The following is a 22297-nucleotide window of genomic DNA, read 5'->3' on the forward strand; positions in this document are numbered from 1 at the left end:
GGCACGGTGAACCGGCCGCCGAGACGGCCGCAGCCGAAGAGCAGGGATCAAGACAGAGACAGACGACACGACCAGAGAGCGGTGCACTGTGTCCGGTGGTGAGGTGGCCGGGATCCTGGTGGCCGTCTTCTGGGCGATCCTGGTTTCGTTCCTCGCCGTCGTGCTGGCGAGGCTCGCCCAGACGCTCAGGGCGACCACCCGACTCGTGGCGGACGTGACCGAACAGGCCGTCCCGCTGCTCGCCGACGCCTCCGCGACCGTGCGCTCCGCGCAGACCCAGCTCGACAAGGTCGACGCGATCGCGACGGACGTCCAGGAGGTCACCTCCAACGCCTCCGCGCTCTCCACCACCGTCGCCTCCACGTTCGGCGGCCCGCTCGTCAAGGTCGCGGCCTTCGGCTACGGGGTCCGACGGGCGCTGGGCCGCCGCGACGGCACCGCGCCGGGGGAGCCCTCCCGGCGCACGGTCATCACCGGCCGGACCGTGCCGTCCGCCCGCGCCGGGAAGCGCGCCGGCCGCAAAGCCCGCGGATCGAAGGACTGACGCAGCGATGTTCCGCCGTACGTTCTGGTTCACCGCCGGCGCAGCCGCCGGGGTCTGGGCCACCACCAAGGTCAACCGGAAGATCAGGCAGCTCGCCCCCGAGAGCCTGGCCGCCCAGGCCGCCGACCGCGCGGTCGTGGCCGGCCACCGGCTCAAGGACTTCGCCCTGGACGTCCGCGAGGGCATGGCCAGACGCGAAGCCGAGCTCGGCGAGGCGCTGGGAATCGACGCACCCGTCGACCCCGATCCGCCGCTGCGCCGCCACAGCGTCGTGGAGGCGGCCGATCCCCGGCCCCGCCGCACGCTCCCCCCTGTCCCACGCACCTCCAACACGTACAACCGGAATGAGGACCACTGATGGAGTCGGCTGAAATCCGCCGCCGCTGGCTGAGCTTCTACGAGGAGCGCGGTCACACCGTTGTCCCTTCGGCGTCGCTCATCGCGGACGACCCGACTCTGCTGCTGGTCCCGGCGGGCATGGTGCCCTTCAAGCCGTACTTCCTCGGCGAGGTCAAGCCGCCCGCCCCGCGCGTGACCAGCGTGCAGAAGTGCGTCCGCACGCCGGACATCGAGGAGGTCGGCAAGACCACCCGGCACGGCACCTTCTTCCAGATGTGCGGGAACTTCTCCTTCGGCGACTACTTCAAGGAAGGCGCCATCGCGTACGCCTGGGAGCTGCTGACCAGCTCCGTGGCGGACGGCGGCTTCGGGCTGGACCCCGAGCGGCTCTGGATCACGGTCTACCTCGACGACGACGAGGCCGAGGCCATCTGGCGCGACAAGATCGGCGTCCCCGCCGAGCGCATCCAGCGCCTGGGCAAGAAGGACAACTTCTGGTCCATGGGCGTCCCCGGCCCCTGCGGCCCCTGTTCCGAGATCAACTACGACCGCGGCCCCGAGTTCGGCGTCGAGGGCGGCCCGGCCGTCAACGACGAGCGGTACGTGGAGATCTGGAACCTCGTCTTCATGCAGTACGAGCGCGGCGCGGGGGACGGCAAGGAGGACTTCCCGATCCTCGGCGACCTGCCCTCCAAGAACATCGACACCGGTCTCGGCCTCGAACGCCTCGCGATGATCCTGCAGGGCGTGCAGAACATGTACGAGACCGACACCCTGCGTGTCGTCATGGACCGGGCCACCGAGCTGACCGGGGTGCGCTACGGCGCCGCCGAGTCCACCGACGTCTCGCTGCGCGTGGTCGCCGACCACATCCGCACCTCCGTGATGCTGATCGGTGACGGCGTCACCCCCGGCAACGAGGGCCGCGGCTATGTGCTGCGCCGCATCATGCGCCGGGCCATCCGCAACATGCGCCTCATGGGTGCCACCGGCTCGGTCGTCAACGAGCTGATCGACGTCGTGATCAACACGATGGGGCAGCAGTACCCCGAGCTGATCACCGACCGCAAGCGGATCGAGACCGTCGCCCTCGCGGAGGAGGCCGCCTTCCTCAAGGCCCTCAAGGGCGGCACCAACATCTTGGAGACCGCCGTCACCGAGACCAAGGCCGCCGGCGGCCGGGTCATCCCCGGTGACAAGGCCTTCCTGCTCCACGACACCTGGGGCTTCCCGATCGACCTCACCCTGGAGATGGCCGCCGAGCAGGGGCTGTCCGTGGACGAGGACGGCTTCCGCCGCCTGATGCAGGAGCAGCGCGACAAGGCCAAGGCCGACGCCCGCGCCAAGAAGACCGGCCACGCCGACCTGTCCGCCTACCGCGAGGTCGCGGACAACTCCGGCGCCACCGAGTTCACCGGCTACACCACCACCGAGGGCGAGTCGACGATCGTCGGCCTCCTCGTGGACGGCGTGCCCTCGCCGGCCGCCACCGAGGGCGACGAGGTCGAGGTCGTCCTGGACCGCACCCCGTTCTACGCCGAGGGCGGCGGCCAGCTCGCCGACACCGGCCGCATCCGGCTGGACACCGGCGCCGTGATCGAGGTCCGCGACGTCCAGAAGCCGGTCCCCGGGGTGCACGTCCACAAGGGCGTCGTCCAGGTCGGCGAGGTGACCGTCGGCGCCGCCGCGCTCGCCTCGATCGACACCACCCGCCGCCGGGCCATCGCCCGCGCCCACAGCGCCACCCACCTCACGCACCAGGCGCTGCGCGACGCGCTCGGCCCGACGGCCGCCCAGGCCGGTTCGGAGAACTCCCCGGGCCGCTTCCGCTTCGACTTCGGCTCGCCCGCCGCCGTTCCCGGCACGGTCCTCACCGACGTCGAGCAGAAGATCAACGCGGTGCTCTCGCGCGAGCTGGACGTCCAGGCCGAGGTCATGTCCATCGACGAGGCCAAGAAGCAGGGCGCCATCGCCGAGTTCGGCGAGAAGTACGGCGAGCGGGTCCGCGTCGTCACCATCGGCGACTTCTCCAAGGAGCTGTGCGGCGGCACCCACGTCCACAACACCGCCCAGCTGGGTCTGGTGAAGCTGCTCGGCGAATCGTCCATCGGCTCGGGCGTGCGCCGCATCGAGGCCCTCGTCGGCGTCGACGCGTACAACTTCCTGGCCCGGGAGCACACGGTCGTCGCCCAGCTCCAGGAGCTGGTGAAGGGCCGTCCCGAGGAGCTTCCGGAGAAGATCGCCGGCATGCTCGGCAAGCTCAAGGACGCCGAGAAGGAGATCGAGAAGTTCCGCGCGGAGAAGGTCCTGGCGGCCGCCGCCGGACTGGTCGAGTCCGCCCAGGACGTCCGGGGCGTCGCCCTGGTCACCGGTCAGGTCCCGGACGGCACCTCCGCCGACGATCTGCGCAAGCTCGTCCTCGACGTCCGCGGCCGCATCCAGGGCGGCCGGCCCGCCGTCGTGGCCCTGTTCACCACGGCCAACGGGCGCCCGCTGACCGTCATCGCCACCAACGAGGCGGCCCGTGAGCGCGGCCTCAAGGCCGGCGACCTGGTCCGCACCGCCGCCAAGACCCTCGGCGGCGGGGGCGGCGGCAAGCCGGACGTCGCCCAGGGCGGCGGTCAGAACCCGGACGCCATCGGCGACGCCGTCGCCGCCGTCGAGCGTCTCGTCACCGAGACGGCGTGACCACGGACATGCCGCAGATGCGCCGCGGTCGCCGGCTGGCGATCGACGTCGGGGACGCCCGGATCGGGGTCGCCTCGTGCGACCCCGACGGGATCCTGGCGACGCCGGTGGAGACCGTGCCGGGACGCGATGTCCCGGCCGCCCACCGGCGGCTCGGCGCCATCGTCGCGGAGTACGAGCCGATCGAGGTCGTCGTCGGCCTGCCGCGCTCCCTGGGGGGCGGCGAGGGACCGGCCGCCGCCAAGGTGCGTGCCTTCGCGCAGGTGCTCGCCCGTGCGGTCGCACCCATTCCGGTGCGATTGGTGGACGAGAGGATGACCACAGTAACGGCCAGTCAGGGGCTGCGGGCCTCGGGCGTGAAGTCCAAAAAGGGCCGATCCGTCATCGACCAGGCTGCCGCTGTGGTGATCCTCCAGAACGCTCTGGAGTCCGAGCGGGCTTCGGGCAATCCTCCCGGAGAAGGCGTCGAAGTGGTTGTCTGATCGCGATACGGTAACGTTCCGCGCGATGCGGCGGTGGTCGAACAAACACCGCACAGCAAAAGAGACGGAACGTCGTCTCGCGGCTCAAGGGGATCGATGACTGAGTATGGCCGGGGCCCCGGCTCCGAACCGTGGCATCCCGAGGATCCCCTGTACGGGGACCAGGGATGGGGAGGCGGACAGCAGCCTGCCCACGGCCAGAACCAGTACGGCGGAGGCCCGTCCTACGCCCCTCAGGACCCCTACGCCCAGCAGCATCAGCAGGACCCGTACGCGCAGCAGCATCAGCAGGACCCCTACGCCCAGCAGCACCAGCAGGCTCCGTACGGCGGTCAGCAGCACCCGCAACAGCCGCAGCAGTCCTACCCGCAGCAGCCGTCGTACGGCGGCGGTCAGCAGGACCCCTACGGCGGCAACCCCGCGTACAACGGGGGCTGGGACACCGGCCAGACGCCCGCCGCGATGCCGTACGACACCGGGCAGCAGCCCGCGCAGTACGGCTACGGCGAGACGAACGACTACTACGGCACCCCCGAGGCCTATCCGCCGCCGCAGCCCCCCGGCCGGCGTGAGGCCGCTCCCGAGCAGGCCCCCGACCGCGGTCAGGACTGGGACCCGGACGTCCAGCCCGAGGAGACCCACCCGTTCTTCACCGGTGCGGACGACAGCGGGCCCGAGGACGAGGACTACGACGACGACCCCCGCGACTCCCGGCGGGGCGGCGGGGACGGCGAGCGCCGGGGCAAGGGCAAGAAGAAGAAAAAGGGCCGCAGCGGCTGCGCCTGCCTGGTCGTCTCCCTCGTCCTGGTCGGCGGCCTCGGGGGAGTGGGCTACTTCGGCTACTCCTTCTACAAGGACCGCTACGGTCCGGACCCCGACTACTCGGGCAGTGGTACGGGCTCCGTCGAGATCGAGATCCCCAAGGGCGCGTACGGCTACGACATCGGCAACATCCTGAAGAAGGCCGGCGTCGTCAAGAGCGTCGACGCCTTCGTCTCGGCCCAGAACGAGAACCCCAAGGGGAAGTCGATCCAGGCCGGGGTGTACCTCCTCCACGAGGAGATGTCGGCGGCCGAGGCCGTGAAGATGATGGTCGACCCGAAGAGCCAGAACCTTCTGGTGATTCCGGAGGGCACGCGGAACTCCGCGGTCTACGCGATGGTCGACAAGAAGCTCGGGCTCAAGAAGGGCACCACCGAGGGCGTCGCCAAGGAGAAGAAGTCCGATCTGGGGCTGCCGGGCTGGGCGGGTGGGCACAAAGATCTCAAGGATCCGCTGGAAGGCTTCCTGTACCCGGCCGCGTACCCGGTCACCAAGGAGACGAAGCCGGAGGCCATCCTCAAGAAGATGGTCTCCCGGGCCAACGAGGAGTACGACAAGCTCGACCTCTCCGCCGCGGCCAAGAAACACAATCTGGACAGTCCGTGGGAGATGCTCACCGCGGCCAGCCTCGTTCAGGCCGAGGGAAAGACGCACGACGACTTCCGGAAGATGGCGGAAGTGATCTACAACCGCCTCAAGCCGACGAACACCCAGACGAACCAGTACCTCCAGTTCGACTCGTCGTACAACTACCTGAACAAGCAGAGCAAGATCAACATCACGCTGGAAGAGATCCGGCAGAACAAGGACCCGTACAACACGTATACCCACCAGGGCCTCACCCCCGGGCCCATCGGCAACCCCGGCAACGAGGCGCTTGCCGCCGCCCTGAACCCGACCAAGGACGGCTGGATCTACTTCGTCGCCACCGACGGCGAGCACAAGACCGAGTTCGCCAAGACCTACGCCGAGTTCCTGAAGCTCAAGGACAAGTTCGATGCCAGCCAATGACGGACGCCACCGCGCAGCCGTCCTCGGATCCCCCATCGCCCACTCGCTCTCCCCGGTCCTGCACCGGGCGGCCTACGCCGCCCTCGGCCTCGACGGCTGGACGTACGACCGGTTCGAGATCGACGAGGCGGCGCTGCCCGGGTTCGTCGCGGAGCTGGACGGTTCCTGGGCCGGGCTCTCCCTCACCATGCCGCTCAAGCGGGCGGTCATTCCGCTGCTGGATGAGATCAGCGCGACCGCGTCCTCCGTCGAGGCCGTGAACACGGTGGTCCTCACCGACGACGGGCGGCGGCTCGGCGACAACACTGACATCCCCGGCATGATCGCCGCCCTGCGTGAGCGCGGCGTCGAGAAGGCCGAGTCCGCCGCGATCCTCGGCGCCGGGGCCACCGCCTCGTCCGCGCTCGCCGCGCTCTCGCGCATCTGCACGGGACCGGTCACCGCCTACGTCCGCAGCCGCGAGCGCGGCGACGAGATGCGCGGCTGGGGCGAACGGCTCGGCGCCGACGTCCGGATCGCCGACTGGGCCGAGGCCGCGCAGGCCCTGCGCGCACCGCTGGTCGTGGCGACGACCCCGGCCGGGGCGACGGACGGGCTGGCAGCCGCCGTGCCGGAGCACCCGGGCTCCCTTTTCGACGTGCTGTACGAGCCGTGGCCGACCGGACTCGCCGCCGCCTGGGCCGCCCGGAAGGGCGCAGTCGTCGGAGGTCTGGATCTCCTGGTGCACCAGGCCGTCCTCCAGGTGGAGCAGATGACGGGCCGTGCGCCCGCGCCGCTGGCCGCCATGCGACAGGCGGGCGAGCGGGCCCTGGCCGCCCGCTGACCGGCCGCGCCCCGTCCGATCCGTCCGTCTGCTGGACCGGCGGCGGGGCCGGGGCGCCGGGCGTGGGAGGATCGAGGGCGGCGGGCCAGGGCCGCGCACCCGGTCGCGCCGCTGGATTTCAGGCGCGAGCATGAGGAGCACACCGTTGAGCAGGTTGCGCTGGCTGACCGCGGGAGAGTCGCACGGACCCGCACTGGTGGCGACGCTGGAGGGACTTCCCGCCGGTGTCCCGGTCACCACGGAGATGGTGGCGGACGCGCTCGCCCGGCGACGGCTCGGTTACGGCCGCGGTGCGCGCATGAAGTTCGAGAAGGACGAGGTCACCTTCCTGGGCGGGGTCCGGCACGGACTGACCATGGGTTCTCCCGTGGCCGTGATGGTCGGCAACACGGAGTGGCCCAAGTGGGAACAGGTCATGGCGGCCGACCCGGTCGACCCCGAGGTGCTGGCCGAACAGGCCCGTAACGCGCCCCTGACCCGCCCCCGGCCCGGCCACGCCGACCTCGCCGGCATGCAGAAGTACGGATTCGACGAGGCCCGGCCGGTCCTGGAGCGCGCCAGCGCCCGGGAGACCGCCGCCCGCGTCGCCCTCGGCGCCGTCGCCCGCTCCTACCTCAAGGAGACCGCCGGCATCGAGATCGTCAGCCACGTCGTGGAGCTGGCCGCCGCCAAGGCGCCGTACGGGGTCTACCCCGTGCCCTCCGACGTCGAGCGCCTCGACGCCGATCCGGTGCGCTGCCTGGACGCCGACGCGAGCAAGGCGATGGTCGCGGAGATCGACCAGGCCCACAAGGACGGCGACACGCTCGGCGGCGTCGTCGAGGTGCTGGCGTACGGCGTGCCCGTCGGACTCGGCTCGCACGTGCACTGGGACCGCCGGCTCGACGCCCGCCTCGCCGCCGCGCTCATGGGCATCCAGGCCATCAAGGGCGTCGAGGTCGGCGACGGCTTCGACCTCGCCCGGGTGCCCGGCTCCAAGGCGCACGACGAGATCCTGGTGACCGAGGACGGCATCAAGCGCGCCTCCGGCCGTTCCGGCGGCACCGAGGGCGGACTGACCACCGGTGAGCTGCTGCGTGTCCGGGCCGCGATGAAGCCCATCGCGACGGTCCCGCGCGCCCTGGCCACCGTCGACGTGGTGACCGGCGAGCCCGCCAAGGCCCACCACCAGCGCTCCGATGTCTGTGCGGTTCCCGCGGCGGGCATCGTCGCGGAGGCCATGGTCGCGCTCGTCCTCGCGGACGCGGTCGCGGAGAAGTTCGGCGGCGACAGCGTCGCGGAGACCCACCGCAACGTCCAGTCGTACCTCGACCACCTCCAGATCCGATGAGCGGTCCGCTGGTCGTCCTCGTCGGGCCGATGGGCGTCGGCAAGTCCACGGTCGGCGAACTCCTCGCCGTCCGCCTCGGCACCGGCTACCGGGACACCGACGCGGATGTCGTCGCGACGGCGGGCAAGCCGATCTCCGACATCTTCATCGACGAGGGCGAGGAGCACTTCCGCGCACTGGAGCGGGAGGCCGTGTCCGCCGCGGTCGCCGAGCACGAGGGCGTCCTCGCGCTCGGCGGCGGCGCCGTCCTCGACGCGTCGACCCGCGCCCTGCTCGCCGGCCGCCCCGTCGTCTACCTCTCCATGGACGTGGACGAGGCCGTCAAGCGCGTCGGACTGAACACCGCCCGGCCGCTGCTCGCCGTCAACCCGCGCCGGCAGTGGCGCGAACTCATGGAGGCGCGCCGCCACCTCTACACGGAGGTCGCCCGTGCCACCGTCGCGACCGACGGGCACACACCGGACGAGGTCGCCCAGGCGGTCCTCGACGCACTGGAACTGCCGGACGCCCCGTCCGGCCGGGAGAACGCAACGATGACCGAGGCACCCACCCGCATCCACATCGCCGGCAGCGCCGGGACCGACCCGTACGAGGTCCTGGTCGGCCGGCAGCTCCTCGGCGAGCTGCCCGGACTCATCGGCGACCGTGCCAAGCGCGTCGCGGTCCTGCACCCCGAGGCGCTCGCCGAGACCGGCGAGGCCGTCCGCCAGGACCTCGCGGACCAGGGCTACGAGGCCATCGCCGTCCAACTGCCCAACGCCGAGGAGGCCAAGACCGTCGAGGTCGCCGCCTACTGCTGGAAGGCGCTGGGCCAGACCGGCTTCACCCGCACCGACGTCATCGTCGGTGTCGGCGGCGGCGCCACCACCGACGTCGCCGGCTTCGTCGCCGCCTCCTGGCTGCGCGGAGTGCGCTGGATCGCCGTACCGACCACCGTGCTCGGCATGGTCGACGCGGCCGTCGGCGGCAAGACCGGCATCAACACCGCCGAGGGCAAGAACCTCGTCGGCGCCTTCCACCCGCCCGCCGGGGTCCTCTGCGACCTGGCCGCGCTGGACTCGCTGCCGGTCCACGACTACGTCTCCGGGATGGCCGAGGTCATCAAGGCCGGTTTCATCTCCGACCCGGTCATCCTCGACCTCGTCGAGGCCGACCCCGAGGGCGCCCGCACCCCGAACGGACCGCACACCTCCGAACTCATCGAGCGGGCCATCCGGGTCAAGGCCGAGGTCGTCTCCAGCGACCTCAAGGAGTCGGGTCTGCGCGAGATCCTCAACTACGGCCACACCCTGGCCCACGCCATCGAGAAGAACGAGCGCTACAAGTGGCGCCACGGCGCCGCCGTCTCGGTCGGCATGGTCTTCGCCGCCGAACTGGGCCGGCTGGCCGGACGCCTGGACGACGCCACCGCCGACCGGCACCGCGCCGTGCTGGAGTCCGTCGGGCTGCCCCTCACCTACCGCGGCGACCAGTGGCCCAAGCTGCTGGAGACCATGAAGGTCGACAAGAAGTCCCGCGGCGACCTGCTGCGCTTCATCGTCCTGGACGGCCTCGCCAAGCCCACCGTCCTGGAGGGACCCGACCCGGCCGTGCTGCTCGCCGCCTACGGGGAGGTGTCGGCGTGACCCGCCGGGTCCTCGTCCTCAACGGCCCGAACCTCGGCCGCCTCGGCTCCCGTGAGCCCGACGTCTACGGCAGCACCTCCTACACCGGCCTCGTCGACACCTGCCGCACCCTCGGCAAGGAGCTGGGCTTCGACGTCGACGTCCGGGAGACCAACGACGAGGGGGAGCTGATCCGCTGGCTCCACGAGGCCGCGGACGGTTCAATTCCGGTCGTTCTCAACCCGGGTGCCTTCACGCACTACTCGTACGGAATGCGGGACGCGGCCTCCCAGCGCACCGCCCCGCTCATCGAGGTGCACATCTCGAACCCGTACGCACGGGAGGAATTCCGCCACACCTCCGTGGTCGCACCGGTCGCCACGGGCACCGTGGCCGGATTCGGCATCGGTTCCTACCGGCTCGCGCTGCGCGCGCTCGCCGACGAACTGACGGACTGACGCACCACCCGCTCCGCGGTCCCTGTGGCCGACGGGGCACTCCGGAGCGTCCCCGGCCGTTGCCCCAGTGGCGGCCGGGGACGGTACGGTTGCCGTTCCACCAGCGCCAGTTGCCTGTACGAGACGGAGTGCCACCGGATGCAGCACGCAGTGGGGGCTCCGCTGCCGCCGCCCCAGGGACCCGGAAACGGCCCCGGCGGCTGGCCGCCCCGGGCCCAGCACCCCGGCCACCCCGGGCACCCCGGTCCGCCGGTCCCGCCGGCCGGACCGCCCGCCCCGCCCCCGGCCGCTCCCCCCGGCCCCCCGCTCCCGCCGCCCCCCGCCCACCAGGGCCAGGGCTGGACGGGACCCGCTCCGCACCACGCCCCGGTCCCGGTCTCCCGGGAGACCACCGGCCACATCCAGCTGCCGCCCGGTGGCCCCGTGGCGCTGCCCGCGCCGCCCGCCGAGCCCGGCACCGGCACCGCGACCCTCGCCGTGCTGCTGATCGGCCCGGCCGGCGCCGGGAAGACCACCGTGGCCCGGCTCTGGGCCAGCCGCCGCCGGGTGCCCACCGCCCACGTCAGCCTCGACGACGTCCGCGAATGGGTCTGCTCCGGCTTCGCCGACCCGCAGGCCGGGTGGAACGACCAGTCCGAGGCCCAGTACCGGCTGGCCCGCCGCACCTGCGGCTTCGCCGCGCGCAACTTCCTGGCCAACGGGATCTCGTGCATCCTCGACGACGCGGTCTTCCCCGACCGCCCCGTCGTGGGCCTCGGCGGCTGGAAACGCCATGTGGGCCCGGGGCTGCTCCCGGTCGTCCTGCTGCCGGGCCTGGAGATCGTCCTGGAGCGCAACGCCGCCCGCTCCGGCAACCGCCGCCTCTCCGACGAGGAGGTCGCGCGCATCCACGGCCGCATGGCCGGCTGGTACGGCTCCGGTCTGCCGATCATCGACAACTCCACGTACGACGTGGAGACCACCGCCCGCGTCCTGGACGACATACTGGCCCGTTCCATCGCCAGCCCCCCGGCCTGGTGACGCGGGGGCGGCCCCCGGCACGGGCCGCCCGCCCCGCCCCCCGGTCGGATGCGCCGACCGCGCGGGGCGGCCGATCCGCTCGTACGCTCGACGCATGTCAGAGGTGCACGCCGTCCGACGCGGGCTGCTCCGCGACCGGTGCGCCGCCGCCGGATCCGCGGCCGCCCTGGTCTCCCGCCCCGCCAATGTCCGCTATCTGGCGGGCGGAGCGCCCCCGGGTGCCGTGCTGCTGCTCGGCACCGACGAGGACGTCCTGCTCTGCCCGCGCCCCCCGACCGGTGATCCGGCCGACGGGCGCACCGACGACCGGCTGCGGGTGGACGTGCTGCCGGTGGCCGGCGGCGATCCGGTGGTCGCCGCGGCCGATCTCGCCGCCTCCGGCGGGGCGGAGTCCCTGGCCGTCGAGGAGCACGATCTGACGGTCGCCCGGCACCGGGCCATGGCCTCGGTCGCCCCGAAGCTCCGGCTGGCCGATCTGGGCGCCACCGTGGAGCAGCAGCGCATCGTCAAGGACGAGGAGGAGATCGGCTGTCTGCGGATCGCCGCCGAGATCGCCGACCAGGCGCTGGGCGAACTCCTCGAATCCATCCTCGTCGGCCGCACCGAACGGCATCTGGCGCTGGAGCTGGAGCGCCGGCTGGTGGACCACGGCGCCGACGGCCCCGCCTTCGCGACCTCCGTCGCCACCGGACCGAACTCCGGCCGGGGCCGTCACCGCCCCTCGGACCGGCGGGTGGAGGAAGGAGATTTCCTCTCCGTCTGCCTCGGCGCGAGCTACCGCGGATACCGCTGCGAGGTCGGCCGCACCTTCGTCATCGGCACCGCCCCCGCGGACTGGCAGATCGAGCTCTACGACCTGGTTTTCGCCGCTCAGCGGGCCGGACGCGAGGCGCTGCTGCCCGGTGCCGCCTACCGCGACGTGGACCGGGCGGCCCGTCATCTGCTGGAGGCGGCGGGCCACGGTGAGGGGCTCGCACCCTCGACCGGGCACGGGGTGGGGCTCGAAATCGACGAGGACCCGCAGTTGGCACCCGCCGCCATGGGTAAACTGGACGCTTGTGTGCCGGTCACCGTCGAACCGGGGGTCCACCTCCCGGGCCGGGGCGGGGTCCGGATCGATGACACGCTCGTCGTCCGCCCCGAGGCGGACGGCGGACCCGAGCTACTCACCATTACGACCAAGGAGCTGCTCGCGCTCTAGCGCGCATCCTCGGTCGTTCCACCAGCTTCAGTCCAGGAGATTCCGCAACCGTGGCTTCCACGAACGACCTCAAGAACGGCCTGGTGCTCAAGCTCGACGGAGGCCAGCTCTGGTCCGTCGTCGAGTTCCAGCACGTCAAGCCCGGCAAGGGCCCGGCCTTCGTGCGCACCAAGCTCAAGAACGTGCTGTCCGGCAAGGTCGTCGACAAGACGTTCAACGCCGGCGTGAAGGTCGAGACGGCCACCATCGACCGGCGCGACATGCAGTTCTCGTACATGGACGGCGAGTACTTCGTCTTCATGGACATGGACACCTACGACCAGCTGATGGTCGACCGCAAGGCCGTCGGCGACGCCGCCAACTTCCTGATCGAGGGCTTCACCGCCTCCGTCGCCCAGTACGAGGGCGAGGTGCTCTACGTCGAGCTGCCGGCCGCCGTCGAGCTGACCATCCAGCACACCGACCCGGGCGTCCAGGGCGACCGCTCCACCGGTGGCACCAAGCCCGCCACGCTGGAGACCGGTTACGAGATCGGCGTCCCGCTCTTCATCACCACCGGTGAGAAGATCAAGGTCGACACCCGCTCCGGCGAATACCTCGGCCGGGTGAACAGCTAACCGTGGCTGCCCGGAACACGGCCCGCAAGCGAGCCTTCCAGATCCTCTTCGAGGCCGACCAGCGCGGCACGTCCGTGCAGACGGTCCTCGCGGACTGGGTGCGGCACTCGCGGTCCGACACCCGCCAGCCGCCGGTCACCGAGTACACGATGGAGCTCGTCGAGGGGTACGCGCAGTACGCGGACCGGATCGACGACCTGATCGTCACCTACGCCGTGGACTGGGAGATCGACCGCATGCCGGTCGTCGACCGGAACATCCTGCGGCTCGGGGCGTACGAGCTGATCTGGGTGGACGCGACCCCGGACGCGGTGGTGATCGACGAGGCGGTCCAGATCGCCAAGGAGTTCTCCACCGACGACTCCCCGTCCTTCGTGAACGGCCTGCTGGCCCGTTTCAAGGAGCTCAAGCCGAATCTGCGCCGGGAGCAGTAGCCCGGGGCGTTCTGCCGACGAAGGGCCCACGGTCGCACGACCGTGGGCCCTTCGGCATGTCTCCGTGCCCGGTCGGCCCTGTTCGGGCCCGGACAGCGGAACGCCGGCCCGGCGGGGCGCCCGAGAGGCCCCGCCGACCCGGCGGCACGTTTCTGCTGGGGGCGGTCAGCCCTCGTCGTGGGCGACCGCGCGGCGCGCGTCCGCGTCCAGGACGCCCCAGCTGATCAGCTGCTCCGTGAGCACGGACGGCGACTGGTCGTAGATCACGGCCAGGGTGCGCAGATCGTCCTGGCGGATCGAGAGGACCTTGCCGTTGTAGTCACCGCGCTGGCTCTGGATCGTCGCCGCGTAGCGCTGGAGGGGACCGGCCTTCTCCGGCGGGACATGGGCCAGGCGCTCCAGCTGGAGCACGAGCTTCGGCGGCGGCTCGGCGGCCCCGCCGGGCGTGGTGCCGGGCAGGAGCTCCTGCACCGGAACGCCGTAGAAGTCCGCCAGCTCGGCAAGGCGCTGCACGGTCACGGCACGGTCACCGCGCTCGTACGAGCCGACCACGACGGCCTTCCAGCGGCCCTGCGACTTCTCCTCCACGCCGTGGAGGGAGAGGCCCTGCTGGGTGCGGATGGCACGGAGTTTGGCCCCGAGCTGTTTTGCGTATTCGCTGGACATAAGGCTCCCCGGACGCTGGAACATTACGCGGCTGAGCCGCGTGGCTGGTAACTCACTGTGAGGTTACGCAGCGTTACTTGGGTGCGTCAAGCTGAATGGTCCGGACCGGCACCTCCCGGGGGGTGGGTCAAGGCCCCCGCCGGGGCCCTGGTAACGTGGATGACGCAATTTCGACGTCCTTTAAGGTCCGTCCCGTGAGGCGGAGAAGGAGGTCCGTTTCTTATGGACGCACAGCACGACGCCACCGGCAATGCGGCACGCCCCGTTCTCGAGGCCCCCGACATCGCTCGCGTACTGACCCGAATCGCCCACGAGATCGTCGAACGCGCCAAGGGCGCCGACGATGTGGTGCTCCTCGGCATTCCGACCCGGGGCGTCTTCCTCGCCCGCCGGCTCGCCGACAAGCTCGAAGAGATCACCGGCCGAAAGATGCCGGTCGGCTCCCTCGACATCACCATGTACCGCGACGACCTCCGGCTGCGCCCCGCGCGCGCCCTGGCCCGCACCGAGATCCCCGGCGAGGGCATCGAGGGCCGCCTGGTCGTCCTCGTGGACGACGTGCTCTTCTCCGGCCGCACGATCCGCGCCGCCCTCGACGCGCTCGGCGACATCGGCCGGCCCCGTGCCGTGCAGCTCGCGGTCCTCGTCGACCGCGGACACCGCGAACTCCCGATCCGCGCCGACTACGTCGGCAAGAACCTCCCCACGTCGCTGCGGGAGACGGTCAAGGTCCAGCTCGCCGAGGAGGACGGCCGCGACGCCGTGCTGCTCGGGGTCGAGCAGTCCGCCCCGGCGGTCGAGCAGTAGCTGCCCTCCGTACGGCCGATCGCCGTACGGCGGCTTCCGCACGCCCGCATGCCTGAATCCTCCACAACCCGGAGAACACCCAGATGAAGCGCCACCTCATCTCGGCCGCCGACCTCACCCGCGACGACGCCGTCCTGATCCTCGACACCGCCGAGGAGATGGCCAGGGTCGCCGACCGGCCGATCAAGAAGCTCCCGACCCTGCGCGGCCGTACCGTGGTCAACCTCTTCTTCGAGGACTCGACCCGTACCCGCATCTCCTTCGAGGCGGCCGCCAAGCGGCTGTCCGCCGACGTCATCAACTTCTCCGCCAAGGGCTCCTCGGTCTCCAAGGGCGAATCGCTCAAGGACACCGCCCTGACCCTGGAGGCGATGGGCGCCGACGCCGTCGTCATCCGGCACGGCGCCTCCGGAGCCCCGTACCGCCTGGCCACCTCCGGCTGGATCGACGGCGCGGTCGTCAACGCCGGCGACGGCACCCACGAGCACCCCACCCAGGCCCTGCTGGACGCCTTCACCATGCGCCGCAGGCTCGTCGGGGCGGACACCGGACTCGGCAAGGACCTCGAAGGACGCCGGATCACGATCGTCGGCGACATCCTGCACAGCCGCGTCGCCCGCTCCAACGTCCACCTGCTCCACACCCTCGGCGCCCACGTCACCCTGGTGGCCCCGCCCACGCTGGTCCCCGTCGGCGTCGAGCAGTGGCCCTGCGACGTCAGCTACGGCCTCGACGAGGTGCTGCCGAAGTCCGACGCTGTGATGATGCTGCGTGTGCAGCGCGAACGGATGAACGCCGCCTACTTCCCGACCGAGCGCGAGTACTCCCGCCGCTACGGCCTGGACGGCGAGCGGATGGCGAAGATGCCCGAGCACGCCGTCGTCATGCACCCGGGCCCGATGGTCCGCGGCATGGAGATCACCGCCGAGGTCGCCGACTCCGACCGTTGCACGGCCGTCGAGCAGGTCGCCAACGGCGTCTCCATCCGCATGGCCGTGCTCTACCTGCTGCTCGGCGGTGCCGAGCCCGCCCACCCCTCGCCCGCCACCGCCCCCGCCGCCCGTACCGAGGAGACCAAGTAACCATGAGCAAGACCCTGATCCGCGGCGCGAAGATCCTCGGCGGCGACCCGCAGGACGTCCTCGTCGACGGCGAGACCGTCGCCGCGGTCGGCACCGGCCTGGACGCCGGCGACGCCACCGTGATCGAGGCCGAGGGCCTGATCCTGCTGCCCGGCCTCGTCGACCTCCACACCCACCTGCGCGAGCCCGGCCGCGAGGACTCGGAGACCGTCCTCACCGGCACCAGGGCCGCGGCCGTCGGCGGCTACACCGCCGTCCACGCCATGGCCAACACCTTCCCGGTCGCCGACACCGCCGGCGTCGTCGAGCAGGTCTGGCGCCTCGGCCGGGAGTCCGGCTACTGCGACGTGCAGCCCGTCGGCGCCGTCACCGTCGGCCTGGAGGGCAAGCAGCTCGCCGAACTCGGCGCCATGCACGATTCGGCCGCCGGAGTGAGGGTCTTCTCCGACGACGGCAAGTGCGTCGACGACGCGGTGATCATGCGCCGCGCCCTGGAGTACGTGAAGGCCTTCGACGGCGTCGTCGCCCAGCACGCCCAGGAGCCCCGCCTCACCGAGGGCGCCCAGATGAACGAGGGCGTCGTCTCCGCCGAGCTGGGCCTCGGCGGCTGGCCCGCCGTCGCCGAGGAGTCGATCATCGCCCGCGATGTGCTGCTCGCCGCCCACGTCGGCTCCCGCGTCCACATCTGCCACCTGTCGACCGCCGGCTCCGTCGAGATCGTCCGCTGGGCGAAGTCCAAGGGCTGGAACGTCACCGCCGAGGTCACCCCGCACCACCTCCTCCTCACCGACGAGCTGGTCCGGACCTACAACCCGGTCTACAAGGTGAACCCGCCGCTGCGCACCGAGGCCGACGTCATGGCCCTGCGCGAGGCGCTGGCCGACGGCACCATCGACTGCGTCGCCACCGACCACGCCCCGCACCCGCACGAGGACAAGGACTGCGAGTGGGCCGCGGCCGCCATGGGCATGGTGGGCCTGGAGACCGCGCTCTCCGTCGTCCAGCAGACCATGGTCGACACCGGGCTCATCGACTGGGCGGGCGTCGCCGACCGGATGTCCTTCCGCCCCGCCGCCATCGGCCGTCTCGAAGGACACGGCCGGCCCGTCTCGCAGGGCGAGCCCGCCAACCTCACGCTGGTCGATCCGGCATACCGTGGAGCCGTGGACCCCGCGGGCTTCGCCTCCCGCAGCCGCAACACCCCCTACGAGGGCCGCGAGCTGCCGGGCCGAGTGACCCACACCTTCCTGCGGGGCCGTGCCACGGTCGTCGACGGGAAGCTCGCGTGACAACACTCCGCCCCTTGCACCACCTGCACCACCTGGCCGCCGAGCAGAAGTCGGCGGACGTGACCGACTGGTCCGCCCGCATCAGCTGGGTGATCGGCCTGATCGTCTTCATCGCCTTCGTCTACTGGCTGATGCGCCAGGGATGGAAGTGGCGGGCGAGCCTCCAGTCCGATCTGGACGCGCTCGCGACCACCCCCGAGGGCTACGCCGACGGCGAGAAGCTGCTCACCCTGACCGGCCGCTACCACGGCTCGACCACGGCCGGGCAGTGGCTCGACCGGATCGTCGCCCACGGCCTCGGCACCCGCAGCCGGGTCGAGCTCACCCTCACGGAGCAGGGCCTGGACGTCGTACGGCCCGGCGCGACGGACTTCTTCGTCCCCGCCGCGGACCTGCGCGAGGCCAGGACCGAACGGGCCATCGCGGGCAAGGTCCTGCCCGAGGGCGGACTGCTGGTCATCACCTGGGCGCTCGGCGACCGGCTGATCGACTCCGGCTTCCGCTCCGACCACTCGGCCGACCACAGCGCGTGGATCGACGCCGTCAACCACCTCACCAGCACTACGGAAGGCACCGCACGATGACGACCTCCACCCGGGGAGCCGCCCAAGCTCCCGCCGTACTCGTCCTGGAGGACGGCCGCACCTTCCGCGGCCGCGCCTACGGGGCCGTGGGGGAGACCTTCGGCGAGGCGGTGTTCTCCACCGGCATGACCGGCTACCAGGAGACGCTGACCGACCCCTCCTACCACCGCCAGGTCGTCGTCATGACCGCCCCGCACGTCGGGAACACCGGCGTGAACGACGAGGACCCCGAGTCCAAGCGGATCTGGGTCTCCGGCTACGTCGTCCGCGACCCCGCCCGGATCCCCTCCAACTGGCGCTCCCGGCGCTCGCTGCACGAGGAGCTCGCGAGCCAGGGCGTCGTCGGCATCAGCGGCATCGACACCCGCGCCCTCACCCGCCACCTGCGCGAGCGCGGCGCCATGCGCGTCGGCATCTTCTCCGGCGACGCCGTCGCCGACGAGGGCACCCTGCTCGCCAAGGTGCGCCAGGCCCCCGAGATGAGCGGCGCCGACCTCTCCGCCGAGGTCGCCACCCAGGAGGCCTACGTCGTCCCCGCGATCGGGACCAAGAAGTTCACCGTCGCCGCGATCGACCTCGGCATCAAGGGCATGACCCCGCACCGGATGGCCGAACGCGGCATCGAGGTGCACGTCCTGCCCGCCACCGCCACGGTCGAGGACGTCTACGCCGTCGCCCCCGACGGGGTCTTCTTCTCCAACGGCCCCGGCGACCCGGCCACCGCCGACCACCCGGTCTCCGTGATGAGCGCCGTCCTGGAGCGGGGCACCCCGCTCTTCGGCATCTGCTTCGGCAACCAGATCCTGGGCCGCGCGCTCGGCTTCGGCACCTACAAGCTGAAGTACGGCCACCGCGGCATCAACCAGCCCGTGCAGGACCGCACGACCGGCAAGGTCGAGGTCACCGCGCACAACCACGGCTTCGCCGTCGACGCGCCGCTCGACCGGGTCTCCGAGACCCCCTACGGGCGGGCCGAGGTCTCCCACGTCTGCCTGAACGACCAGGTCGTCGAGGGGCTGCGCCTCCTCGACCGGCCGGCCTTCAGCGTCCAGTACCACCCCGAGGCGGCCGCGGGCCCGCACGACGCCGCGTACCTCTTCGACCGCTTCGTTTCCCTGATGGAGGACCAGCGTGCCTAAGCGCTCCGACATCCAGTCCGTTCTGGTCATCGGCTCCGGTCCGATCGTCATCGGGCAGGCCGCCGAGTTCGACTACTCCGGCACCCAGGCCTGCCGCGTCCTCAAGTCCGAGGGCCTGCGCGTCATCCTGGTGAACTCCAACCCGGCGACGATCATGACCGACCCGGAGATCGCCGACGCCACCTACGTCGAACCGATCACCCCCGAGTTCGTCGAGAAGATCATCGCCAAGGAGCGCCCCGACGCCCTCCTGCCCACCCTCGGCGGCCAGACCGCGCTCAACACCGCGATCTCCATGCACGAGAACGGTGTCCTGGAGAAGTACGGCGTCGAGCTCATCGGCGCCAACGTCGAGGCCATCAACAAGGGCGAGGACCGCGACCTCTTCAAGGGCGTCGTCGAGGCCGTCAAGGAGAAGATCGGATACGGCGAGTCCGCCCGTTCCGTCATCTGCCACTCCATGGACGACGTCCTCAAGGGCGTCGACACCCTCGGCGGCTACCCCGTCGTCGTCCGCCCCTCCTTCACCATGGGCGGCGCCGGCTCCGGCTTCGCCCACGACGAGGACGAGCTGCGCCGCATCGCCGGCCAGGGCCTCACGCTCTCCCCGACCACCGAGGTGCTCCTGGAGGAGTCCATCCTCGGCTGGAAGGAGTACGAGCTGGAGCTGATGCGCGACAAGAACGACAACGTCGTGGTCGTCTGCTCCATCGAGAACTTCGACCCGATGGGCGTCCACACCGGTGACTCCATCACCGTCGCCCCGGCGATGACCCTCACCGACCGCGAGTACCAGCGGCTGCGCGACATCGGCATCGCGATCATCCGCGAGGTCGGCGTCGACACCGGCGGCTGCAACATCCAGTTCGCGATCGACCCCACCGACGGCCGGGTCATCGTCATCGAGATGAACCCGCGCGTCTCCCGCTCCTCGGCGCTCGCCTCCAAGGCCACCGGCTTCCCGATCGCCAAGATCGCCGCCAAGCTGGCCGTCGGCTACACGCTCGACGAGATCCCCAACGACATCACCGAGAAGACCCCGGCCTCCTTCGAGCCGACCCTCGACTACGTCGTCGTCAAGGCCCCCCGCTTCGCCTTCGAGAAGTTCCCCTCCGCCGACTCCACCCTCACCACCACCATGAAGTCGGTGGGCGAGGCCATGGCGATCGGCCGGAACTTCACCGAGGCGCTGCAGAAGGCGCTGCGCTCCCTGGAGAAGAAGGGCTCGCAGTTCGACTTCACCGGTGAGCCCGGCGACAAGGCCGCGCTGCTGGCCGAGGCGGTCCGCCCCACCGACGGCCGGATCAACACCGTCATGCAGGCGATCCGGGCCGGTGCCACCCAGGAGGAGGTCTTCGACGCCACGAAGATCGACCCCTGGTTCGTCGACCAGCTCTTCCTCATCAAGGAGACCGCCGACGAGCTGGCCGCCGCCGACAAGCTCCTCCCCGAGCTGCTGGCCGAGGCCAAGCGGCACGGCTTCTCCGACGCCCAGATCGCCGGCATCCGCGGACTGCGCGAGGACGTCGTCCGCGAGGTCCGGCACGCGCTCGGCATCCGCCCGGTCTACAAGACCGTCGACACCTGCGCCGCCGAGTTCGCCGCGAAGACGCCGTACTTCTACTCCTCGTACGACGAGGAGAGCGAGGTCGCGCCCCGCACCAAGCCGGCCGTGATCATTCTCGGCTCGGGTCCCAACCGCATCGGCCAGGGCATCGAGTTCGACTACTCCTGCGTCCACGCCTCCTTCGCCCTGAGCGACGCCGGCTACGAGACCGTGATGGTCAACTGCAACCCGGAGACCGTCTCCACCGACTACGACACCTCCGACCGGCTCTACTTCGAGCCGCTCACCCTGGAGGACGTGCTGGAGATCGTGCACGCCGAGTCCCTGGCGGGCCCGATCGCCGGTGTGATCGTCCAGCTCGGCGGCCAGACCCCGCTGGGCCTGTCCCAGGCGCTCAAGGACAACGGCGTGCCCGTCGTCGGCACCTCCCCGGAGGCCATCCACGCCGCCGAGGACCGCGGCGCCTTCGGCCGGGTCCTGGCCGAGGCCGGACTGCCCGCCCCGAAGCACGGCACCGCCACCACCTTCGCCGAGGCCAAGGCCATCGCCGACGAGATCGGCTACCCCGTCCTCGTCCGCCCGTCCTACGTGCTCGGCGGCCGCGGCATGGAGATCGTGTACGACGAGACCCGCCTCGCCTCGTACATCTCCGAGTCCACCGAGATCAGCCCCACCCGGCCGGTCCTGGTCGACCGCTTCCTCGACGACGCCATCGAGATCGACGTCGACGCCCTCTACGACGGCACCGAGCTGTACCTCGGCGGCGTCATGGAGCACATCGAGGAGGCCGGTATCCACTCCGGCGACTCCGCCTGCGCGCTGCCCCCGATCACCCTCGGCGGCTTCGACATCAAGCGGCTGCGCGCCTCCACCGAGGCCATCGCCAAGGGCGTCGGCGTCCGCGGGCTGATCAACATCCAGTTCGCGCTGTCCGGCGACATCCTCTACGTGCTGGAGGCCAACCCGCGCGCCTCGCGGACCGTCCCCTTCACCTCGAAGGCGACCGCCGTCCCGCTCGCCAAGGCCGCCGCCCGCATCTCGCTCGGCGCCACCGTGGCCGAGCTGCGCGCCGAGGGCCTGCTGCCGCTCCACGGCGACGGCGGCACCCTTCCGCTGGACGCGCCGATCTCCGTCAAGGAGGCCGTCATGCCGTGGTCGCGCTTCCGCGACATCCACGGCCGCGGCGTCGACACGGTCCTCGGCCCGGAGATGCGCTCCACCGGTGAGGTCATGGGCATCGACTCGGTCTTCGGCACGGCGTACGCCAAGTCGCAGGCCGGCGCGTACGGCCCGCTGCCCACCAAGGGCCGCGCCTTCATCTCCGTCGCCAACCGCGACAAGCGCTCGATGATCTTCCCGGCCCGCGAGCTGGTCGCCCACGGCTTCGAGCTGATGGCCACCTCCGGCACCGCCGAGGTCCTCAAGCGCAACGGCATCAACGCCCGCGTGGTGCGCAAGCAGTCCGAGGGCGAGGGCCCGGACGGCGAGAAGACGATCGTCCAGCTGATCCACGACGGCGAGGTCGACCTGATCGTCAACACGCCGTACGGGACCGGCGGCCGGCTCGACGGTTACGAGATCCGCACCGCGGCCGTCGCCCGGTCGGTCCCGTGCCTCACCACGGTCCAGGCACTCGCCGCGGCCGTCCAGGGCATCGACGCGCTCAACCACGGAGACGTCGGGGTCCGTTCCCTCCAGGAACACGCGGAACATCTGACCGCGGCACGCGACTAGAGAAGCCAGCAGGGGGACACCGGAAACGGTGTCCCCCTCTTCATGAGGACACCGTG

Annotated in this window: 20 protein-coding genes; 19 read left to right on the top strand and 1 reads right to left on the bottom strand. The window is 71.3% G+C overall.

Annotated features, from left to right (window positions below; genetic code table 11):
* Positions 1-88 precede the first annotated feature (88 nt).
* From ACFVDM_RS28045 to nusB, 13 genes are all read left to right on the top strand, one after another.
* Positions 89-544, top strand: a complete 456-nt coding sequence (locus ACFVDM_RS28045) for a DUF948 domain-containing protein (RefSeq protein WP_383646041.1) — start codon at positions 89-91, stop codon at positions 542-544.
* Between the two features lie 7 nt (positions 545-551).
* On the top strand, positions 552-902 hold the full coding sequence (locus ACFVDM_RS28050) for a DUF6167 family protein (protein WP_383646044.1): 351 nt from the start codon (positions 552-554) through the stop codon (positions 900-902).
* Positions 902-3571 (top strand): alanine--tRNA ligase, encoded by a 2670-nt coding sequence (gene alaS, locus ACFVDM_RS28055; RefSeq protein WP_383646047.1) that lies wholly within the window; start codon positions 902-904, stop codon positions 3569-3571. The genes ACFVDM_RS28050 and alaS overlap by 1 nt, the downstream gene beginning before the upstream one ends.
* An 8-nt stretch (positions 3572-3579) precedes the next feature.
* Positions 3580-4053, top strand: coding sequence for a Holliday junction resolvase RuvX (gene ruvX / locus ACFVDM_RS28060; RefSeq protein WP_383646163.1), 474 nt, complete (start codon positions 3580-3582; stop codon positions 4051-4053).
* A gap of 96 nt (positions 4054-4149) precedes the next feature.
* Positions 4150-5886: an endolytic transglycosylase MltG gene (mltG, locus tag ACFVDM_RS28065; RefSeq protein ID WP_383646050.1), complete on the top strand. Its 1737-nt coding sequence runs from the start codon at positions 4150-4152 to the stop codon at positions 5884-5886.
* Positions 5873-6709 carry a shikimate dehydrogenase gene (locus tag ACFVDM_RS28070; RefSeq protein WP_383646053.1) on the top strand — a complete coding sequence of 279 codons (837 nt, stop codon included), beginning with the start codon at positions 5873-5875 and terminating at the stop codon, positions 6707-6709. Before mltG ends, ACFVDM_RS28070 begins: the two co-directional genes overlap by 14 nt.
* Before the next feature lie 145 nt (positions 6710-6854).
* Positions 6855-8039, top strand: coding sequence for a chorismate synthase (gene aroC, locus ACFVDM_RS28075; RefSeq protein WP_383646058.1), 1185 nt, complete (start codon positions 6855-6857; stop codon positions 8037-8039).
* Complete coding sequence (gene aroB / locus ACFVDM_RS28080) at positions 8036-9664, top strand: 3-dehydroquinate synthase (protein ID WP_383646061.1); 1629 nt, start codon at positions 8036-8038, stop codon at positions 9662-9664. Before aroC ends, aroB begins: the two co-directional genes overlap by 4 nt.
* A complete protein-coding gene (gene aroQ, locus ACFVDM_RS28085) occupies positions 9661-10101 on the top strand; it encodes a type II 3-dehydroquinate dehydratase (RefSeq protein WP_383646065.1) in 441 nt (146 codons plus the stop codon). The genes aroB and aroQ overlap by 4 nt, the downstream gene beginning before the upstream one ends.
* A gap of 138 nt (positions 10102-10239) precedes the next feature.
* Complete coding sequence (locus ACFVDM_RS28090; protein WP_383646067.1) at positions 10240-11121, top strand: Pro-rich N-terminal domain-containing protein; 882 nt, start codon at positions 10240-10242, stop codon at positions 11119-11121.
* A 94-nt stretch (positions 11122-11215) separates the two neighbouring features.
* Positions 11216-12322, top strand: coding sequence for a M24 family metallopeptidase (locus ACFVDM_RS28095; protein ID WP_383646070.1), 1107 nt, complete (start codon positions 11216-11218; stop codon positions 12320-12322).
* Between the two features lie 50 nt (positions 12323-12372).
* Positions 12373-12939, top strand: coding sequence for an elongation factor P (gene efp, locus ACFVDM_RS28100; RefSeq protein ID WP_383646073.1), 567 nt, complete (start codon positions 12373-12375; stop codon positions 12937-12939).
* 2 nt (positions 12940-12941) lie between these two features.
* Positions 12942-13373: a transcription antitermination factor NusB gene (nusB, locus tag ACFVDM_RS28105; RefSeq protein WP_383646076.1), complete on the top strand. Its 432-nt coding sequence runs from the start codon at positions 12942-12944 to the stop codon at positions 13371-13373.
* A 165-nt stretch (positions 13374-13538) separates the two neighbouring features.
* On the opposite strand, the gene bldD is transcribed toward nusB, so the two are convergent.
* Positions 13539-14039: a transcriptional regulator BldD gene (bldD, locus tag ACFVDM_RS28110; protein ID WP_018103903.1), complete on the bottom strand. Its 501-nt coding sequence runs from the start codon at positions 14037-14039 to the stop codon at positions 13539-13541.
* Between the two features lie 222 nt (positions 14040-14261).
* Between bldD and pyrR the strand changes: the two genes are divergently transcribed.
* The 6 genes from pyrR (at position 14262) to carB (ending at position 22241) form a co-directional block, all read left to right on the top strand.
* Positions 14262-14846: a bifunctional pyr operon transcriptional regulator/uracil phosphoribosyltransferase PyrR gene (gene pyrR, locus ACFVDM_RS28115; protein WP_383646079.1), complete on the top strand. Its 585-nt coding sequence runs from the start codon at positions 14262-14264 to the stop codon at positions 14844-14846.
* Positions 14847-14929: 83 nt separating this feature from the next.
* The gene (locus tag ACFVDM_RS28120; RefSeq protein WP_383646082.1) at positions 14930-15928 is read left to right on the top strand and encodes an aspartate carbamoyltransferase catalytic subunit; all 999 of its coding nucleotides are present in this window, start codon (positions 14930-14932) and stop codon (positions 15926-15928) included.
* A gap of 2 nt (positions 15929-15930) precedes the next feature.
* Positions 15931-17217: a dihydroorotase gene (locus tag ACFVDM_RS28125; RefSeq protein ID WP_383646085.1), complete on the top strand. Its 1287-nt coding sequence runs from the start codon at positions 15931-15933 to the stop codon at positions 17215-17217.
* A complete protein-coding gene (locus ACFVDM_RS28130) occupies positions 17214-17801 on the top strand; it encodes a hypothetical protein (protein ID WP_383646088.1) in 588 nt (195 codons plus the stop codon). The genes ACFVDM_RS28125 and ACFVDM_RS28130 overlap by 4 nt, the downstream gene beginning before the upstream one ends.
* Positions 17798-18940 (top strand): glutamine-hydrolyzing carbamoyl-phosphate synthase small subunit, encoded by a 1143-nt coding sequence (gene carA, locus ACFVDM_RS28135; RefSeq protein ID WP_383646091.1) that lies wholly within the window; start codon positions 17798-17800, stop codon positions 18938-18940. The genes ACFVDM_RS28130 and carA overlap by 4 nt, the downstream gene beginning before the upstream one ends.
* Positions 18933-22241, top strand: a complete 3309-nt coding sequence (carB, locus tag ACFVDM_RS28140; RefSeq protein ID WP_383646094.1) for a carbamoyl-phosphate synthase large subunit — start codon at positions 18933-18935, stop codon at positions 22239-22241. The genes carA and carB overlap by 8 nt, the downstream gene beginning before the upstream one ends.
* Positions 22242-22297: the final 56 nt, after the last annotated feature.

It is taken from the genome of Streptomyces sp. NPDC057682 (assembly GCF_042799575.1).
Lineage (GTDB): Bacteria > Actinomycetota > Actinomycetes > Streptomycetales > Streptomycetaceae > Streptomyces.

What these genes read in the sequence shown, in the direction of transcription:
- ACFVDM_RS28050 (WP_383646044.1), top strand. Translation starts at nt 552, where the DNA reads ATGTTCCGCCGTACGTTCTGGTTCACCGCCGGCGCAGCCGCCGGGGTC.
- alaS (WP_383646047.1), top strand. Translation starts at nt 902, where the DNA reads ATGGAGTCGGCTGAAATCCGCCGCCGCTGGCTGAGCTTCTACGAGGAG.
- ruvX (WP_383646163.1), top strand. Translation starts at nt 3,580, where the DNA reads ATGCCGCAGATGCGCCGCGGTCGCCGGCTGGCGATCGACGTCGGGGAC.
- mltG (WP_383646050.1), top strand. Translation starts at nt 4,150, where the DNA reads ATGACTGAGTATGGCCGGGGCCCCGGCTCCGAACCGTGGCATCCCGAG.
- ACFVDM_RS28070 (WP_383646053.1), top strand. Translation starts at nt 5,873, where the DNA reads ATGCCAGCCAATGACGGACGCCACCGCGCAGCCGTCCTCGGATCCCCC.
- aroB (WP_383646061.1), top strand. Translation starts at nt 8,036, where the DNA reads ATGAGCGGTCCGCTGGTCGTCCTCGTCGGGCCGATGGGCGTCGGCAAG.
- ACFVDM_RS28090 (WP_383646067.1), top strand. Translation starts at nt 10,240, where the DNA reads ATGCAGCACGCAGTGGGGGCTCCGCTGCCGCCGCCCCAGGGACCCGGA.
- ACFVDM_RS28095 (WP_383646070.1), top strand. Translation starts at nt 11,216, where the DNA reads ATGTCAGAGGTGCACGCCGTCCGACGCGGGCTGCTCCGCGACCGGTGC.
- bldD (WP_018103903.1), bottom strand. Translation starts at nt 14,039, where the DNA reads ATGTCCAGCGAATACGCAAAACAGCTCGGGGCCAAACTCCGTGCCATC.
- pyrR (WP_383646079.1), top strand. Translation starts at nt 14,262, where the DNA reads ATGGACGCACAGCACGACGCCACCGGCAATGCGGCACGCCCCGTTCTC.
- ACFVDM_RS28120 (WP_383646082.1), top strand. Translation starts at nt 14,930, where the DNA reads ATGAAGCGCCACCTCATCTCGGCCGCCGACCTCACCCGCGACGACGCC.
- ACFVDM_RS28125 (WP_383646085.1), top strand. Translation starts at nt 15,931, where the DNA reads ATGAGCAAGACCCTGATCCGCGGCGCGAAGATCCTCGGCGGCGACCCG.
- carA (WP_383646091.1), top strand. Translation starts at nt 17,798, where the DNA reads ATGACGACCTCCACCCGGGGAGCCGCCCAAGCTCCCGCCGTACTCGTC.